Annotated in this window: 15 protein-coding genes and 1 pseudogene; 9 read left to right on the forward strand and 7 right to left on the reverse strand. The window is 57.8% G+C overall.

The window, feature by feature from the left end; genetic code table 11:
- The first annotated feature begins 93 nt into the window (after positions 1 to 93).
- The gene (yciA, locus tag AXW79_RS12395; protein WP_005309782.1) at positions 94 to 492 is read left to right on the forward strand and encodes an acyl-CoA thioester hydrolase YciA; all 399 of its coding nucleotides are present in this window, start codon (positions 94 to 96) and stop codon (positions 490 to 492) included.
- Positions 493 to 498: 6 nt separating this feature from the next.
- On the opposite strand, the pseudogene AXW79_RS24050 reads toward yciA, so the two are convergent.
- Positions 499 to 716, reverse strand: a pseudogene (locus AXW79_RS24050) (hypothetical protein).
- A 111-nt stretch (positions 717 to 827) separates the two neighbouring features.
- On the opposite strand from AXW79_RS24050, the gene AXW79_RS12400 reads away from it, so the two are divergent.
- The gene (locus tag AXW79_RS12400) at positions 828 to 1,673 is read left to right on the forward strand and encodes an endonuclease/exonuclease/phosphatase family protein (protein ID WP_011898910.1); all 846 of its coding nucleotides are present in this window, start codon (positions 828 to 830) and stop codon (positions 1,671 to 1,673) included.
- A gap of 85 nt (positions 1,674 to 1,758) precedes the next feature.
- On the opposite strand, the gene AXW79_RS12405 is transcribed toward AXW79_RS12400, so the two are convergent.
- Entirely contained in the window at positions 1,759 to 3,306 is a 1,548-nt protein-coding gene (locus AXW79_RS12405; protein ID WP_043143728.1) for a lytic transglycosylase, read from the reverse strand.
- Between the two features lie 69 nt (positions 3,307 to 3,375).
- Positions 3,376 to 4,140, reverse strand: coding sequence for a hydroxyacylglutathione hydrolase (gene gloB / locus AXW79_RS12410; protein ID WP_005309822.1), 765 nt, complete (start codon positions 4,138 to 4,140; stop codon positions 3,376 to 3,378).
- Positions 4,141 to 4,211: 71 nt separating this feature from the next.
- Between gloB and AXW79_RS12415 the strand changes: the two genes are divergently transcribed.
- Positions 4,212 to 4,934 (forward strand): class I SAM-dependent methyltransferase, encoded by a 723-nt coding sequence (locus tag AXW79_RS12415; RefSeq protein ID WP_005309825.1) that lies wholly within the window; start codon positions 4,212 to 4,214, stop codon positions 4,932 to 4,934.
- Here AXW79_RS12415 and rnhA read toward each other — a convergent pair.
- Positions 4,922 to 5,386: a ribonuclease HI gene (rnhA, locus tag AXW79_RS12420; RefSeq protein ID WP_005309827.1), complete on the reverse strand. Its 465-nt coding sequence runs from the start codon at positions 5,384 to 5,386 to the stop codon at positions 4,922 to 4,924. The two genes, AXW79_RS12415 and rnhA, sit on opposite strands and share 13 nt — an antisense overlap.
- Before the next feature lie 75 nt (positions 5,387 to 5,461).
- On the opposite strand from rnhA, the gene dnaQ reads away from it, so the two are divergent.
- Together dnaQ and AXW79_RS12430 are read left to right on the forward strand one after the other, a co-directional pair.
- Positions 5,462 to 6,196 carry a DNA polymerase III subunit epsilon gene (dnaQ, locus tag AXW79_RS12425; RefSeq protein ID WP_005309830.1) on the forward strand — a complete coding sequence of 245 codons (735 nt, stop codon included), beginning with the start codon at positions 5,462 to 5,464 and terminating at the stop codon, positions 6,194 to 6,196.
- Complete coding sequence (locus tag AXW79_RS12430) at positions 6,193 to 7,449, forward strand: TIGR03503 family protein (protein WP_005309833.1); 1,257 nt, start codon at positions 6,193 to 6,195, stop codon at positions 7,447 to 7,449. The genes dnaQ and AXW79_RS12430 overlap by 4 nt, the downstream gene beginning before the upstream one ends.
- Before the next feature lie 79 nt (positions 7,450 to 7,528).
- On the opposite strand, the gene AXW79_RS12435 is transcribed toward AXW79_RS12430, so the two are convergent.
- Positions 7,529 to 9,046, reverse strand: coding sequence for an HD domain-containing phosphohydrolase (locus AXW79_RS12435; RefSeq protein WP_005309834.1), 1,518 nt, complete (start codon positions 9,044 to 9,046; stop codon positions 7,529 to 7,531).
- A gap of 165 nt (positions 9,047 to 9,211) precedes the next feature.
- Entirely contained in the window at positions 9,212 to 11,668 is a 2,457-nt protein-coding gene (gene fadE / locus AXW79_RS12440; protein ID WP_005309838.1) for an acyl-CoA dehydrogenase FadE, read from the reverse strand.
- A 246-nt stretch (positions 11,669 to 11,914) separates the two neighbouring features.
- On the opposite strand from fadE, the gene lpcA reads away from it, so the two are divergent.
- From lpcA to AXW79_RS12455, 3 genes are all read left to right on the forward strand, one after another.
- A complete protein-coding gene (lpcA, locus tag AXW79_RS12445; protein WP_005309841.1) occupies positions 11,915 to 12,493 on the forward strand; it encodes a D-sedoheptulose 7-phosphate isomerase in 579 nt (192 codons plus the stop codon).
- A 17-nt stretch (positions 12,494 to 12,510) separates the two neighbouring features.
- Positions 12,511 to 13,284, forward strand: coding sequence for a class II glutamine amidotransferase (locus AXW79_RS12450; protein WP_005309844.1), 774 nt, complete (start codon positions 12,511 to 12,513; stop codon positions 13,282 to 13,284).
- Positions 13,285 to 13,613: 329 nt separating this feature from the next.
- Positions 13,614 to 13,949 carry an Hpt domain-containing protein gene (locus tag AXW79_RS12455; RefSeq protein ID WP_005309846.1) on the forward strand — a complete coding sequence of 112 codons (336 nt, stop codon included), beginning with the start codon at positions 13,614 to 13,616 and terminating at the stop codon, positions 13,947 to 13,949.
- A 51-nt stretch (positions 13,950 to 14,000) separates the two neighbouring features.
- On the opposite strand, the gene AXW79_RS12460 is transcribed toward AXW79_RS12455, so the two are convergent.
- Complete coding sequence (locus AXW79_RS12460) at positions 14,001 to 14,912, reverse strand: gluconeogenesis factor YvcK family protein (protein ID WP_005309849.1); 912 nt, start codon at positions 14,910 to 14,912, stop codon at positions 14,001 to 14,003.
- A 113-nt stretch (positions 14,913 to 15,025) separates the two neighbouring features.
- Here AXW79_RS12460 and AXW79_RS12465 point away from each other — a divergent pair, with 113 nt between their 5' ends.
- Complete coding sequence (locus AXW79_RS12465) at positions 15,026 to 16,210, forward strand: FIST signal transduction protein (protein ID WP_005309852.1); 1,185 nt, start codon at positions 15,026 to 15,028, stop codon at positions 16,208 to 16,210.
- The last annotated feature ends 19 nt before the right edge of the window (positions 16,211 to 16,229 follow it).

Consider the following 16,229-nt stretch of genomic DNA (forward strand, 5'->3'; position numbering starts at 1 on the left):
GGCCCATTTTGGCTGAGAACGCAGGGCAATTGAGGTTTGCCAAGGCGGGGCTCGCCCCCTATCATGCCGCCATTCATGATAGAGAGAGCGGTAATGATGGTAGATACAAAACGTCACCCTGACGGGGAACTGTTGCTGAGAACCCTGGCGATGCCAGCCGATACCAACCCCAATGGCGATATCTTCGGGGGCTGGATCATGTCCCAGATGGATATAGGTGGGGGCATCATGGCCAAGGAGCTGGCAAAAGGACGTATTTGTACCGTTTCCGTCGAAGGCATGACCTTTCACAGCCCGGTCAAGGTCGGGGATGTGGTGTGCTGCTACGGGCGTTGCCTGAAGATTGGCCGCAGCTCCATGCGTCTGAAGCTGGAGGTCTGGGTCAAGCCGGTGCTGCGCGCCAACGAGGCTCAGCGTTACTGCGTGACCGAGGGGATTTTCACCTATGTTGCCATCGACGAGCAGGGTAAATCCCGTCCGGTACCCGTCTGATCCGGCTCAGACAAGTCGGGCGTTGATGATGGATATTTCCTGCTCAAAGCCGGTTTTTTGCCGTATCATGCGTTCCAGCATCTCTTCAGAGCCGACACACTGCTCGGTGTCGAACAGGCAGAGATGGGATCCCGTCTGATCTGATAGACGGTGGAAAGCTCCACTTGATGACAATTTCCTTGTTGATCATAAAATGTCACGCTGTACTGGTGCTGTCTCGCCATCGTTGAATTCCTTCTGGATGAGCCTGGCCGGACACGGACTATGAGCCTAGTCGGCAGCGGTGACGTTTGTGATGGTCATGACACAATGCAGAGGCAGGTGGTTGTTAGCCAATGAAAAATAGTTATCGCATTCTGGGTACGTCGCTGTTGACGTTGGGGTTGGTTGGCTGTTTCGAGGTACCGGATCAGGATCATATGATCACGGCGCAGGGCATCATTCCCGGCGTCAACTGCCAGAAGCCGCCACTGGTGGCGCTGGCCTCCACCGCCTTGCCCCGCGAGTTTGGCATCACAGTCTGGAACCTCTACAAAGGTCAGCGTAAAAACTGGCGCGAGGGGCTGGACGAGTATGCCAAATCCCAGGATCTGGTGTTGTTGCAGGAGTCGGCGACTCGTCCGGACATGCTGGACTGGCTCAAGGCCGGTGAGTTTCAGTGGCAACAGTTGCAAGCCTTTACGCAGGGCGGCGTTTCATTTGGCGTCATGACGGTTGCCAAAACGCCACAGGCCTTCGTCTGCGGCGTTCGTTCTCCCGAGCCTCTGCTACGCATTCCAAAATCTGGTCTGGTCAGCCTGTACCCCTTGCAGGGCGATCCTGACGGTGTGCTGGTGGTAAACCTGCATGCGGTCAACTTCGAACTGGGCATGGCCACCTTCCGCGAACAGCTCAATGACCTGACGGCTCTCATTCGCCGTCATCAGGGGCCCGTCATTCTGGCCGGAGATTTCAACACCTGGAGCGACAAGCGGGAATTCTGGTTGAACAAGCTGGTGGGGGAGCTGGGGTTGCAGGAAGCCATTCCTGTGCCGGATCTGCGCCGTACCGCATTTGGCCGTCCGCTGGATCATCTCTATTACCGCAATCTGGATCTGGTGGAAGTGAGCAGCCCGGCCACCGATGCCTCGGATCACAATCCCATCATGGCGCGCTTTTCGGCCCAGGCCATCACTCCCTGATGGATGTTCCCGGATAAGAGCAGCAAGACTTGATAAAAAAACACCCCGCACTTGGCGGGGTGTTTTTTTATGGAGTGGTGAACAATCAGCTGCTGTTCTTCACGAACAGGGTCAGTTCCTGACCCGGCTTGAGATAGTCACTCTTGCCGAGCTGATTCCAGCGCATCACATCCATTACAGCAACCTGAAAACGGGCGGCAATGGCGGAGAGAGAGTCACCACGGCGTACCTGATAGACCATGGACTTGTTGCTGCTCTTGCCCTGCTTGGGCCAGATCACCAGCTTCATGCCGGGTTTCAGGGACGATTTGGCATTGAGACCGTTCCACTTTGCCAGCTCGTCATGATTGACCCCGTGAGCCTGGCTGATGCTCCAGAGGCTGTCGCCGGAACGCACCTTGTACTGGAGCTTGCCACCGCTGCGCTTGGCGACTTGCTGCGGCTTGTTCTGAACGGCCGGACTGACAACAGCCTTGCTGCTGCCGGTCGGGATCATCAGGGTCTGGCCACGGCGCAGATTGTTGCCACGCAGGTTGTTGGCCAACTTGAGCTGTTGCACACTCACCCCGTTATTCTGGGCGATGCGGGAGAGGGTATCGCCACTGGTGACCTGATAGGAGCGGGTGCGGATACGCTCGTTCTGTGGCAGATCGGCCAGCGCCAGCTCCAGGGTATCGGCATATTCGACCGGTACCAGCAGCCGATAGGGGCCCTGGGGAGAGGTCGACCAGCGGCTCAGGGCCGGGTTGACCTCTTTCAGCTGAGCCGGACGCAAGCCCGCCAGCTGAGCCGCCACGTTCAAGTCGATCTGGCCTCCGGTATTGACCACCCGCAGCTGCGGTTTGTTGGCCAGTACCGGCAGGGTGACATTGTAGTTGTCCGCATTGCGGATCATGTCAGCCATCGCCAGGATCTTGGGGACATACATCCGGGTTTCGCGGGGCAGATCGAGCGACCAGTAATCGGTGGGACGACCGGCCTTCTGGTTGCGCACAATGGCGTTGCGCACGCGCCCTTCACCGGCATTGTAGGCAGCCAGAGTTTGCAGCCAGTCGCCATCAAAGAAGCGGTTCAGGTACTCCAGGTAATCCAGCGCGGCATTGGTGGAGGCCAATACATCACGTCGGCCGTCATACCAGCTGTCCTGGCGCAGACCGAAGTTCTTGCCGGTCGCAGGCACGAATTGCCACAGGCCGACCGCATTGCTGCGGGAGCGGGCGTGGGGATCGAACATGCTCTCGATCATGGGAATGGTAATAAGCTCCATTGGCAGCTCACGCCGTTCGATTTCCTCTACCATCAGATACAGGTAGGGCTCAGCCCGGCTGGCAATGGTCGCCAGATGCTTATCGTTGCGCAGTAACCAATCACGCTGTTGGCTGACACGGGCATTGTCCTGTGGTTCAAACTGCATATCATCGCTGATACGCACCCACAGGTTATCCGTGTCATCCAGTGCGTCGATCTGTTCGTCACCGAACAGGAAGCGCGTCGAATGTTTTTTATACGCTTTTTTGTTGACGTGGGGGGACTTGATCGGCTCGATTGCCGTTAGCGCCCGATCATCCTGATGGCTCAGGTTTTGGCAGCCGCTGAGAAACAGCGCCGCCAATAAGGCCGTTCGTACCTTCATCTCGCTCAGGTCATCTCTTGAAAAACAGCTGGCATCATAAGGGGCAATGGCCCCCTGATCAAGGTTCGTTCAAAAAACGTCCTTCCAGCTGCGCAGGACGGCGAAGGTATCCTCTGGATTTTCCAAGCATTTTAAGGCGTATTTTTCAGCAGAAAATTTCACGGAATCCTGCTCGCAACGCAGAAAAACGTTGAAATCGCGCTCATCGCCCAGGCGAGAAGGGAGACTCGGCAGGCCCTGCTGGCGCAGTTTGCTGATCATGCCGATCCGCTGCTGGATCGCCTTGTTGTCGGGCTCGACTGCGTAGGCGAAGCGCAGGTTGGAGAGAGTGTATTCGTGGGCACAATAGATGAGGGTGTCGTCGGGCAGGGCCGCGAGCCGCTGCAGCGAGTCATGCATCTGGGCCGGGGTGCCTTCGAACAGGCGACCGCAACCGCCGGAGAAGAGCGTATCACCGCAAAACAGCATGCCATGGCCGTGATAGGCAATATGGCCATGGGTATGACCGGGCACATGAATGACATCCAGGCTCAAACCATGCCAGTTGATCTGATCCCCGTCATCGAGCCACTGGCCATGGTGATCAGGCATGGGGTCATGTTTGGGACCATACAATCTGGCATGGGGGAAATGCTTGAGCAGGGCGGTGACGCCGCCCACATGATCCTGGTGGTGGTGAGTCAGCAAGATGGCATCGAGCTGCAAGTCCAGTGCAGCCAGCCGATCCAGCACAGGGCCTGCATCGCCCGGGTCGACCACCAAGCAGTGATTTTCGTGTCTGATCAACCAGATGTAATTGTCGGTAAAGGCAGGAACTGTGATAACGGTATACATGAGTTAGCTTCTCTTTAGGGAGGGTATCTTATATAACTGGATGGCGTTCGCACCCCAAGTTGAGCCCCATTATGCAGTTGGCACGTACCGAACAACAAATCGAGGTCCCGACCAGCTGGTCGGCGTTACCCATGGGGGACTGGGTGGCTGCCGAGATCCAGGAGCGGCTCGATAGCTGGTGCCCACATCTGTTTGGCTATCATCTGCTTAAAGTGGGCGCCCTGAGCGCCGAGCTCTCTTGCGGTTGCTCTTCCATTCGTCACCAGATAGGGGTGGCGACCAGTGGCCGCTTGCTGGATATCAAGGGCGATCCGCTGGCCTTGCCGGTACGCACCGGCAGTGTGGATGCCTGTCTGCTTGCCCATTGCCTCGACTTCTCGCCCGATCCCCACCAGGTACTGCGTGAAGCAGAGCGGGTGCTGACCGACGATGGCTGGCTCATCGTCAGCGGCTATAACCCGCTCAGTCTGGTCGGTATTGGTCATTGTCTGCCTTTCCTGCGCCAACGTCTGCCCTGGTCGGCACGAATGTTCACCCCGGCACGGGTCACCGACTGGTTGCAACTGCTCGGTTGTGAGGTGATGTTTGACGAACGCTTCGGCTATTCGTTCATGGGCAAACAGAGCCGGATCGGCTGGTGGCGGGAGAGTGTGGGGCGGGATTACTGCAGGCCGTTTGCATCCGTCTATGTAATAGCGGCGCGCAAACGGCGTTTTCCGCTCATCCCGGTGCGTCGTCGCTGGCGTTTGCCTGAGTCGATAGCGGCACCGGGCATGGCACGTCAGGGCTGGTAGCCGGTATCTTCGGCGAGTTCTTTGCCGCTGGCGGCATCGCGCGCCAGTTCATCGCAGCGTTCGTTCTCGGGGTGACCCGAGTGCCCCTTTACCCAGAGCCACTCGATCTGATGGCGGGCCACTTCGGCATCCAGCTCTTTCCAGAGATCGACGTTCTTGACCGGCTGACGATTTGAGGTCATCCACCCCTTCTTCTTCCAGCCGATGATCCATTGGGTGATCCCCTGGCGCACATACTGGCTGTCGGTGGTAAGCCGTACCTGGCAGGCGGCATTGAGGGTACGCAGCCCCATGATGGCGGCCATCAGCTCCATCCGGTTATTGGTGGTCAACCGAAAACCGCCGGAAATCTCCTTGCGGTGATCGCCATAGACCAGGACGGCGCCATAGCCACCCGGGCCGGGATTACCGAGGCAGGAACCATCCGTGTATAAATCAATGTGTTTTAACATGAGCAATCGATCTTTTTTAGCGTGAGTCTTGGGGTAAACTAGCGGGTAAGGCCGAAGTTTGACATAGATTGGATCATGAACACACCCCAACTGAATCGCCAGATCATTCTGGATACTGAAACCACAGGTATGAACACAGCAGGTGGCCCCATCTATCTGGGACACCGCATCATCGAGATTGGCTGTGTGGAGGTGATCAACCGCAAGCTGACCGGTAATCACTACCACGTCTATATCAAGCCGGATCGGCTGGTGGATCCCGAGGCCATCCAGGTGCATGGCATCACGGATGTCTTCCTGGCGGACAAGCCCTCGTTCAGTCAGATCGCCAACGATTTCATCGACTTCATTCGTGGCGCCGAGCTTATCGCCCACAACGCCCCCTTTGACGTGAGCTTCATGGACTATGAGTTTGGCAAGCTCGGGCTCAACTTCAAAACCAGGGATATCTGCAGCATCACGGATACCCTGGCAATCGCGCGGGATCTTTTCCCGGGCAAGCGTAACAACCTGGATGTGCTGTGCGATCGCTACGGCATAGACAACTCTCACCGCACCCTGCACGGCGCCTTGCTCGATGCGGAGATCTTGGCTGACGTTTACCTGCTGATGACGGGTGGCCAGACCAAGTTGAACCTGGCCACCGAAAGCAGCGAAAGCGAGCGTAATCAGGACACCAGCATTCGTCGACTGGAGAGCAATCGTCCGCCGCTCAAGGTAGTGCGCGCCGGCGCCGATATCGAAGCGGTGCACGAGGCCAGGTTAGACCTGGTCCAGAAGAAGGGAGGTGCCTGCCTGTGGCGGCAATGAGCAAGCTATGGAGTGGCCTGCTGCTGTTGACCTCATTGACGGTCACGGCCAACGAGGTGTTTGCCCCCTCTGACATTCCACTGCTCGATAATCGCTTTCGCATCGATTATGGCGTGAAGGAGATTACCTTCATCGTCACGCGCAAGCCGGGCACCTCCTCCGTGATCCTGGTGCGACCCGATGGCAGCAAGCTCTATGTCGGCAAGGTCACACCACCCGAGGTGGGCTGGTTGGCGCTCAAGGACCATGATCTCATCACCATTCGAGATCCCATGCCGGGTCCTTGGCAGGCCATCGGCGAGGTAGACCCTGACAATCGGGTGCGGATCCTGTCGAACATCAAGCTTGAAACCGAGCAGTTGCCGACCCAGCTCTATCAAGGGGAGGTGATCAAACTCAAATCCTGGCTGTTGATTGACGATGCGCCGCCCAAAGACGGGTATTACCTCACGGATCTCGGAATGACGGTGAAGTTGCAGCGTTTCAACGATGATACCCAGCAGGGTGAGCCCATTCTGGATGAAGTGCTTGGCCACTACCTTGATGATGGCAAGGGGCTCGACGAGGTGCCGGGAGATGGCGTCATGACCGCCGAGGCTCTGCTCGATGTTCCGGCCGGCAAGTATCGGGCTTTGTACAGCACCGGCAATCAGGTCTTCTCCCGGGCCAGGTCTCAGGATGTCCTTGTCTATCCGCTCCCCGTCAACTTCACCTTGACGCCCCCGTCACAAGAGGTCGGTGCCCGGCTCTCTTTTTTGATCGACGGCGATGAGCTGGATCCCGCCTCCGTGGTCGTCAAAGGCAAGGCGATGAACACGACCAATGAGAGTCTGCCTTTCAGTGCTGTGGCAACCGGGTTCAAAGTCGAAGTGGATCTGTCGGCGCTCAAGGCGGTTGGTCAGTATGAGGTGAGTGCGACTCTGTTTGGGACAACCCGGTTGGGCCGCGAGATCCAGGTCATACTGCCGGTCAAATCGTTCAATATTTTCCCCGTGCAGGCGGCCCCCCCTCCGGTTACACCTGTGGCATCGGTTGCGGTACCGACCCAGGTCAAATTTGAGGAGAAAGAGAGCAGCGGCTGGTTGATATGGTTGCTAGGCGGGGCTGGGATACTGGTTGTCCTGCTCAGCGGGGTGGGATTCATCTTGCTGCAAAAGCGCCGTGCGATGAAGAAAGCGATGGCCGCGCACAAGGCCGAAAGCGAAGGGGCCAAACCCGAGGCCAAGCTGGACCTGAACTTGCCCGAACAGTAACGAACAGGCCTTCACTAAAAAGCCGCCTGTTGAGGCGGCTTTTTTATATGCGGCAGTTGGTGCACGGGTGTGAAAGGGGTCAATGATCCCCGACGTAGATATCCTTGTGCTGATCGCGGATCTCGAGGAACTTGTCCAGATTGGCCAGCATCAACTCCACCAGTTGGGGATCGAAGTGCTGTCCCTTCTCTTCTTCTATCAGCGCCAGTACCTTGTCCAGCGGCCACGCCTTCTTGTAGCAGCGATCCGACCCGAGAGCATCAAACACGTCGGCCAGCGCCACGACTCGTCCCTCCAACGGAATGTCATCTCCCTTGAGACCACGGGGATAACCACTGCCATTCCACTTTTCGTGGTGGTTACCGGCTATGGTGGCACCTATCTGGAACAGGGCCAGGTCGCTGCCGGAGAGCATGTCCTGCCCCAGTTGGGCATGGGTTTTCATGATCTCCCACTCTTCCGGGGTCAGTTTGCCTGGCTTGTGCAAGATCGCATCCGGGACCCCGACCTTGCCGATATCGTGCAGGGGAGAGGCGCGCTTGATGAGCTCGCTCTGCTCCTCGCTAATGCCAAGCAGCTGGCAGAGCAGCTCAGTGTAGAGGGCAACCCGCTTGACGTGCAGGCCGGACTCCTTGGAGCGGGTTTCCACCAGCTCGCCGATGCGATAGATGATCTCGCGCTGGTTATCTGCAATCACCTCATTGAGCCGGATGTTCTCCAGCGCCACTATGATGTTTTCGGTAAACAGACTCAGCAACCCCATGTCCATCTGGCTGAGCTGACGGGTGGTTTCGATGTGAAACAACAGGTGATGGCGGGGGTTCTGACAGTAGAGCACCATCTGGTTGCCATCATAGACGTTGGCACGATTGGTCATGGCCTGACGCAAAATAGCAGGAGCATCGACAAGTCGCACGGACGGGTGGCCGGGCAGCAGAGGCTCCAGGATCTGATCCCTCACCTCATAGGCAAGCTGCTTCACGTCATAGATCTGGGACTCTTCCAGATTGAGCAGAGCGCTGAGCTGTTCCTGCGCGCCCTCGACAAACTGGCGTAGCGCCCGTTTTTCGAAGATCCCCTTGGAAGCCTCAATGACCTTTTCCAGTCCCTGGCGATTGCTCTCCAGGGTGCGAATATCGCGGTACGAACGCAGGCTGGCCCGCAGCAGGGTGCGCAGCTTCTGGGAGGTGAGCTCTGTCTTGTCCTTGTAATCGTTGATGTCGTAGTTGGTGACCACATCATCTTCCGGCGCTTGCCCCGGTTGCCCGGTTCGCAGCACGATGCGCACCATTTTGTTTTGCAGATCTTCGCGCACGAATTTGACCACATCGAGACCGGCGTGATCGACTTCCATGACCACGTCGAGCAGCAACAAAGCTACGTCCGGGGTCTTGGCGAGCAACTCCTTGGCCTTGGCTGCTGAATAAGCATGCAAAAATTCAATGGGTTTGTTATCGAATTCAAACTTGCTCAGGGTGATCTTGGTGATGCGATGCACTTCGGGCTCATCATCCACAATCATCACCTTCCATCCAGCTTGCTGCTGTTCCTGAAGGGGCAGATCGTCATCGTCAATAATCAGGATTTGGTCATCCATCATGCAATCCTGTTTGGGATCCTGTGCTTACATTAACTGCTTCACTAAGGATAGGAAACTTATTGAGAAATAAAATTTGATCTGTGAAATCTCTTTGTTGTCATCGTGATCCAGGTCCATAAAAAACGCCTCCACATGGGAGGCGTCAGGTTCGTTTTCTGCGTATCAGGCTGCTCTGTGATAGGCCGATGGTTCGAACAGGGTCTTGTTGGCAACCAGGTCGATGGGGTCGAAATCATCGACGTTGATGGTTCGCAGGCGGCTCTCTTCGGCCCGGCGCAGCAAGTCGGCCTCATTCTGGTTGAGCACACCGAGCGCCAGACCCGCATCCGCTACCTTGTCCAGTTGCATAAACAGACGCTTGATACCGTCAGCTTTGCATACTTTGTCAAACAGCGGTTCGGCCGCCAGCACATCATCCAGCGCCTGTTCCAGCAAGCCGAAGGGGTTACCCTCTTCGCGGGTCAGGTATTGACCCTGTGCCAGTCGGCTGCGAGTCTCGCTCGGCGTTTGCAGCAGGCGGGCTACTTGCTGGTCCAGCTTGTCGCTCGGGCGCTTCATGTCACGGCCAAGGGGCAGCACTATGACGCGCAGCGCAAGGCCAATCCAGCGGTTCGGGAAGTTGCGCAACAGCTCGTCGATCGCCTCTTGCGCCTTGAACATGGCATCTTGCAGTGCCCAGTGCAGCAGTGGCAGATCCGCCTGCTGACGACCCTCATCCTGATAGCGCTTGAGGGCACTTGAGGCGAGGTAGAGCTGACTCAACACGTCGCCCAGGCGAGCGGAGACACGCTCCTTGCGCTTGAGCTCGCCGCCCAAGGTGCCCATGGCCATGTCTGACAGGAAGGCCAGGTTGGCCGAGAGGCGGGAGAGCTGCTGGTAATAGCCCTTGGTCTGATCCTTGTAAGGGGCTGCGGCGAAGCGAGCACCGGTCAAGCCCAGCCAGAAACTGCGCACCAGGTTGCTGATGGCAAAACCGACGTGGCTGAACATGGCCTTGTCGAAATCCTTCAGCGCTTGTTCCTTGTCCGGATGGCTGGCTGCCAGCATCTCCGGCAGGACATAGGGGTGGCAGCGGATGGCGCCCTGACCGTAGATGATCATGCTGCGGGTCAGGATGTTGGCCCCTTCTACTGTCACTGCGATCGGGGCTCCCTGATAGCCACGAGCCAGATAGTTGTTCGGGCCCATGCAGATGGCCTTGCCACCGTGGATGTCCATGGCATCTATGATGCACTTCTGGGCACGGTCGGTGAGGTGGTATTTGACGATGGCGGAGATGACCGAGGGTTTTTCCCCCAGATCGATACCGGTCACTGTCAGGTTGGCGGCAGCGCCCATTATGTAGGCGTTGCCACCGAGACGGGCCAGTGGCTCTTCAATGCCTTCCATCTTGCCGATGGGCAGCTTGAACTGGCGGCGGATGCGGCTGTAGGCGCCGGTCGCCAGGGCCAGCATCTTGACGCCGCCCGTGCTGTTGGAGGGCAACGTGATACCGCGGCCAACCGAGAGGCATTCGACCAGCATGCGCCAGCCCTGACCGGCCATGGCCGGGCCACCTATGATGAAGTCGAGCGGTACAAACACATTGTCGCCACGGGTCGGACCATTCTGGAACGGCACGTTGAGCGGGAAGTGACGACGGCCTATCTCGACCCCTTTGATGTGGGTCGGGATCAGGGCACAGGTGATGCCCAGCTCCTCTTCGTCACCCAGCAGGTGATCCGGGTCGCGCAGCTTGAAGGCCAGACCCAGCACGGTAGCAATAGGGGCGAGCGTGATGTAGCGCTTGTTCCAGGTCAGGCGCATGCCAAGCACCTCTTCCCCTTCCCATTCACCCTTGCAGATAATGCCGAAGTCGGGAATGGAGCCGGCGTCGGAACCCGCTTCCGGGCTGGTCAGGGCGAAGCAGGGGATCTCTTTGCCTACCGCCAGGCGGGGCAGGTAGTGGTCTTTCTGCTCATCGGTGCCGTAGTGTTGCAGCAGTTCACCCGGGCCAAGGGAGTTGGGGACGCCTACTGTGGAGGCCAGCACGGCGCTGGCGCCACACAGTTTTTGCAGCACACAGGACTGGGCATAGGCGGAGAATTCCAGACCACCGTATTTCTTCTTGATGATCATGGCGAAGAACTTGTTGTCCTTCAGGTATTGCCACACCTCGGGGGAGAGATCGGCCCGCTCGTGAGTCACTTCCCAGTCGTTGACCATGCGGCAGACGTTTTCAACCGGGCCATCCATGAAGGCTTGCTCTTCGGTTGATAGAACGCTGACCGGGATGGCGTGCAGCTTCTTCCAGTTCGGGTTGCCGGCGAACAGGTCCGCTTCCCACCAGGTGGTCCCGGCTTCGATGGCTTCCTTCTCGGTGCGGGACATCTCCGGCATGATCGACTTGTAGATCTTGAACAGCGGCTTGGTCAGCTGATTGCGGCGAAAATCCACCAGGTTGAGGGGGATGGCAACCATGGCGAACAGTGCCCACACCAGCAGGGGGACATTGCCATAGAGGGTGCCAGCGACCAGGGCGGCGGCCGTGGCAAGCGTGGATGTGAACAGAGACGCCCGGCGATAAGCCATGGCGCCGATCACCAGGATCACCCCGAGCAGAGTGAGGGTCGTCGTCATTTTTCGCTCCTTGCATGAGTTGCCGAAGTTGGCTAAGCAGTAGATTAACTGATCCAGAGGTCTGACCTGTTGGACATGGCCCCTGTTGTAATTCATACGCACAAACTTATCAAGCTGTTTACAAGCTCGTTACCTTCACGCTGTGAGCGGCATAACGTCCTGCAGGCGGCATCTTGGCTGGCTGGGGGGCGACGATTGGATTGGCTTGTGCGACAATGACGCCGCCCACATTTTGGAAGAGACATCATGTACCAAGAACTGATCCGCAATGAATTGACCGAAGCTGCTGGCGTGCTCCAGGCGTTCCTGGCAGATGAGCAGAATCTGAAGAACATAGAGGCAGCCGCCAAACTGCTGGCAGACTCCTTTAAACAGGAAGGCAAGGTGCTCTCCTGTGGCAATGGTGGCTCCCACTGTGATGCCATGCATTTTGCCGAAGAGCTGACTGGCCGTTATCGCGAGAACCGTCCAGGCTATGCCGGTATTGCCATTTCCGATCCCAGCCACCTCTCCTGCGTCTCCAACGACTTTGGCTACGACTATGTGTTCTCCCGTTATGTGGAAGCGGTCGGCCGTCGCGGTGACGTCTTGCTCGGCATTTCCACCAGTGGCAACTCGGGCAACATCCTCAAGGCCATCGAAGCCGCCCATGCCAAGGGCATGAAGGTGATAGCGCTGACCGGCAAGGATGGTGGCAAGATGGCGGGTCTGGCCGACGTCGAGATCCGGGTGCCGCACTTTGGTTATGCCGACCGCATTCAGGAAGTGCACATCAAGGTGATTCATATCCTGATCCAGTTGGTCGAAAAAGAGATGGCCAAGTAATAAGGAGTCCGCTGGTTATGTGCGAACTGCTCGGCATGAGTGCCAATGTGCCGACCGATATCTGCTTCAGCTTTACCGGTCTGATGCTGCGCGGCGGCAAGACGGGGCCACACAAGGATGGCTGGGGGATCACCTTCTATGAGGGGAGGGGGTTTCGCACCTTCAAGGATCCCGAGCCCAGTGCCCAGTCGCCGATAGCCAAGCTGGTACAGGCGTTGCCCATCAAGAGTCGCGCCGTGGTCAGCCATATCCGGCAGGCGAACCGCGGCTGCGTATCGCTGGAAAACACCCATCCGTTCACCCGTGAACTGTGGGGCCGCTACTGGACCTTTGCCCATAATGGCCAGCTGACCGGCTACAAGCGACTTGCAACCGGGCGGCACCGTCCGGTGGGAGACACCGACAGCGAACATGCTTTTTGCTGGTTGCTCAACCGACTGGAGCAGAAATATCCCAAGCGTCCCGCCAATTTCCCCGCCATGTTTCGCTATCTGGCGACCCTGTGCGATGAATTGCGCGGACTCGGGGTATTCAACATGCTGCTGTCGGATGGGGAGTTTGTGATGACCTATTGCAGCAACAACCTGCACTGGCTCACCCGGCGTGCTCCGTTTGGCGAGGCCCGGCTGCTGGATGAAGATGTGGCCATCGATTTTCAGAGCGAGACAACCCCGGATGACGTGGTCACCCTTGTGGCGACCCGCCCGCTCACTGGCAATGAAAATTGGGTCAAAATGGCGCCCGGCGAGTTCAGCCTGTTTCGCCTTGGTGAGAGAGTATGCGGCAGTTAGATTCGGTAATCGTCTGATTTAAATGTAAAAAAATACCAGGGTAGAATCCTACCCTGGTTCTTCGCAGCAGCCATACAGGCAAAAAGGGATGAGAGAGGTGTTGCTGAGCTGCATCATTCTCACGGACTTCATTGTTATTTAAATGTTAATTTATTGGCAATATTTATATTTCAATAACGCCTGCCTCTCACCGAATTAATAGAGCTCGATCACACTTTCCTTCTCTCCACCGTTTGCCGGTCAGCAAGTGAATATGGGTGAGGGATGACGCTGTCACGTCGGGCATCTATAGTATGGTCTGTTTGAATACCACCAGAGAGGGCTGAGGGATGGAATGGTTGGATCAGAAGGTGCTGCGACAGCTGGCGGAAGATATAGGTCAGGAGATGATGCCGGTCGTGATCTCGGTGTTCATCGAGGAGGTGGGTGAGCAGCTCACCCAGCTTCGGCCTCTCTATGAAAGGCGGGACTGGCCCGCGCTTGCCCGGCTTGCCCACAGCATGAAATCGTCCTGCGGCAGCTATGGTGCCCAGCTCAGCTATCAGCAGGTGGTGGCACTGGAGCTGGCCTGCAAGCACGAAGATGCCGACGAGGTTGCCCGCTTGCTGACCCAGCTGGAGCAATCCCTGCCTCAGGTCCTTTCCCACCTTGCCAATTATCACTGAGCTTGTTGCGCAGTGACCCCCGTGTTCATCGCTGCGCGTCTTTGCTAGTTACTAGCGTTGATTGATCAGTTGCTGGATAACCCTATCCAGCGCCAATTTGAGTTTCAGCCGATCGTGGCGATGGGGGAGGTCAGCCTCACCCAGTTCGGCCTGGATCAGCTGACTGGCGAGCTCGACAGGATATTCCCCTGCTGGCGCCAGAAGGGCATCGACACGGCCTGCACCGACCCGTGATTCCAGCCAGCGCCACTGATTGAGCAGACTCAACTGGCTGGCAGGGCCATTTTCGGCCACCAGATTGCAGATGAACACCAGCATGGCGTCGCTCTCGTTGATGGCTTGTGCCACTTCGGCCAGCAGCAGGGGCGGCATGATGGAGGTGAGGAAGCTGCCGGGTCCGAGGACGATCATGTCGGCCTGAGCCAGGGCTTGCACCGCCTCGCGAGTCGCCGGTACTTCCGGGCTCAGGCTCAGGGAGAGGGGAGGCGTATCGAGTTGATCGATGGAGACCTCTCCCAGGATCTGGTTGCCACAGACGGTGTGGGCACACAGATCGGTGGGAAATTCTGACATGGGTAACAATTGTGACTCTATTTTCAGCATGTCACTGATGAGCTTGATAGCATCAAGAGGGCGTACGCAGAGGTTATCGAGCGCCAGCAGCATCAGATTGCCGAGGTTGTGGCCCGCCAGCTCGCCGCGGCCGGCGAAGCGGTATTCGAACAGCAGGCTGCCAATACTGGGGTCGGTGACCAGTTGATTGAGGCAGTTGCGCAGATCTCCCCAGGCGATGCACTCCTGGCTCTTGCGCAGCCGTCCTGTGGATCCGCCGTCGTCCGTGGTGGCGACGATACCGGTCAGGCGCTGGCCGAGAAACGAGAGTGAGGAGAGCACACGGCCCATGCCGTGGCCACCACCGATGGCGACGACCCGGTCAAAGTCATTGATATTTTTCTGCCACATGCAGCTGTCCTGTGGTTGGGCTCAATCGAGGGCCATTCTAGCCGACGAAACGGGATAATTGTTTGATTAAGGTATGATTTTTGCTTACCTCCAGCATCATGAACAACTAGGAGATGGTGTTGAACTTTCTGACGGCTCACTCTCTTGAAGAGACCTCCCTGCTGGCTGCGCGGCAGGTCAGTGAGCGGCTGCTCGCTCAAGCACGCCATTCCCCTTCGCTGTTATTGGTCTATTTTACCCAAGCCCACGATGCCGAGGAACTGCGTCGCCACCTTAAACAGCAGTTTCCAACCACTCGACTGATAGGGTGCAGCTCTTGCGGTGGCGTCATGACCCAGACAGGGCACCATGCTCGTCAGGGATTCGGGCTGGCGGTGGCGGCTCTCTATGATGACAAGGGTGCCTACGGGGTGGCCGGGCAGACGGGGGATGACGTGGATGTACGCCAGTTGTTGCGTAGTGCCATCGCCGATGGCGGGCGCCCCGGCGAATTGCCCCAGCTCATCTTGTTGCACGCAAGCCCTGGTCAGGAGGAGGCGATGCTTGCCAGCATCGAAGCCGAGCTGGGCACGACCGTCCCTGTCGTGGGGGGCTCGGCGGCAGACAACAGCGTCGGCGGTGACTGGCAGCTGTGCTGGGATGAGGGCAGTGCCCGCGAGGGCGTCGCGCTGGCCGTGCTCTATCCTGAGTGCCAACTGGCGTTCCAGTTCCACTCCAGCTATGTCCCTACCGAGCATCGTGGCACCATTACCGCCCTGGCAGGACGGGAGATCCTAACCATTGATCATGCGCCTGCTGCCGAGGTCTATGCCCGCTGGATTGGACGAACCACGCCCTGGCCTGTGGGGCCCATACTGCGGGAGACAACGCTCTCGCCGCTAGCTCGTCAGGTGGGCACTCTGGACGACATGCCCTACTACAAGCTCTCTCACCCGGAGGCGGTGACAGAAGGGGGCGGTTTGCGCCTCTTTACCGATACCCAGATCGGGGAGAAATTGCTGCTGATGTACAGCAGCCAGGAGGGGCTGTTGCAGCGGAGTCTGAACGCGACCCGCATCGAACCTGAATACGGCATGACCACAGAGATGCGGCCGTTCGGGGCCCTAGTGATTTTTTGTGCTGGTTGTCGCTTGGCTCTTGGTGATAGCTTATGCCAATTCGTCGACCAATTTCACACACGGCTGGGGGATATCCCCTTTATTACCCCGTTTACCTTCGGTGAGCAGGGGCGTTTACCCCACGGTGAGCTGGCACACGGCAACCTGATGGTATCGAGCGTGATCTTCCTCGACAGCTGATATATGGCGCTGGAAACAA

The organism is Aeromonas salmonicida subsp. salmonicida (assembly GCF_001643305.1).
Taxonomy (GTDB): domain Bacteria; phylum Pseudomonadota; class Gammaproteobacteria; order Enterobacterales; family Aeromonadaceae; genus Aeromonas; species Aeromonas salmonicida.

Excerpts from the sequence above, each read along its gene's own strand:
- AXW79_RS12415 (WP_005309825.1), top strand. The coding sequence starts at position 4,212 with ATGCAGTTGGCACGTACCGAACAACAAATCGAGGTCCCGACCAGCTGG.
- yciA (WP_005309782.1), top strand. The coding sequence starts at position 94 with ATGATGGTAGATACAAAACGTCACCCTGACGGGGAACTGTTGCTGAGA.
- AXW79_RS12465 (WP_005309852.1), top strand. The coding sequence starts at position 15,026 with ATGGTGTTGAACTTTCTGACGGCTCACTCTCTTGAAGAGACCTCCCTG.
- AXW79_RS12405 (WP_043143728.1), bottom strand. The coding sequence starts at position 3,306 with ATGAAGGTACGAACGGCCTTATTGGCGGCGCTGTTTCTCAGCGGCTGC.
- rnhA (WP_005309827.1), bottom strand. The coding sequence starts at position 5,386 with ATGTTAAAACACATTGATTTATACACGGATGGTTCCTGCCTCGGTAAT.
- AXW79_RS12450 (WP_005309844.1), top strand. The coding sequence starts at position 12,511 with ATGTGCGAACTGCTCGGCATGAGTGCCAATGTGCCGACCGATATCTGC.
- AXW79_RS12455 (WP_005309846.1), top strand. The coding sequence starts at position 13,614 with ATGGAATGGTTGGATCAGAAGGTGCTGCGACAGCTGGCGGAAGATATA.
- AXW79_RS12460 (WP_005309849.1), bottom strand. The coding sequence starts at position 14,912 with ATGTGGCAGAAAAATATCAATGACTTTGACCGGGTCGTCGCCATCGGT.
- dnaQ (WP_005309830.1), top strand. The coding sequence starts at position 5,462 with ATGAACACACCCCAACTGAATCGCCAGATCATTCTGGATACTGAAACC.
- AXW79_RS12430 (WP_005309833.1), top strand. The coding sequence starts at position 6,193 with ATGAGCAAGCTATGGAGTGGCCTGCTGCTGTTGACCTCATTGACGGTC.
- fadE (WP_005309838.1), bottom strand. The coding sequence starts at position 11,668 with ATGACGACGACCCTCACTCTGCTCGGGGTGATCCTGGTGATCGGCGCC.
- lpcA (WP_005309841.1), top strand. The coding sequence starts at position 11,915 with ATGTACCAAGAACTGATCCGCAATGAATTGACCGAAGCTGCTGGCGTG.
- AXW79_RS12400 (WP_011898910.1), top strand. The coding sequence starts at position 828 with ATGAAAAATAGTTATCGCATTCTGGGTACGTCGCTGTTGACGTTGGGG.
- gloB (WP_005309822.1), bottom strand. The coding sequence starts at position 4,140 with ATGTATACCGTTATCACAGTTCCTGCCTTTACCGACAATTACATCTGG.
- AXW79_RS12435 (WP_005309834.1), bottom strand. The coding sequence starts at position 9,046 with ATGGATGACCAAATCCTGATTATTGACGATGACGATCTGCCCCTTCAG.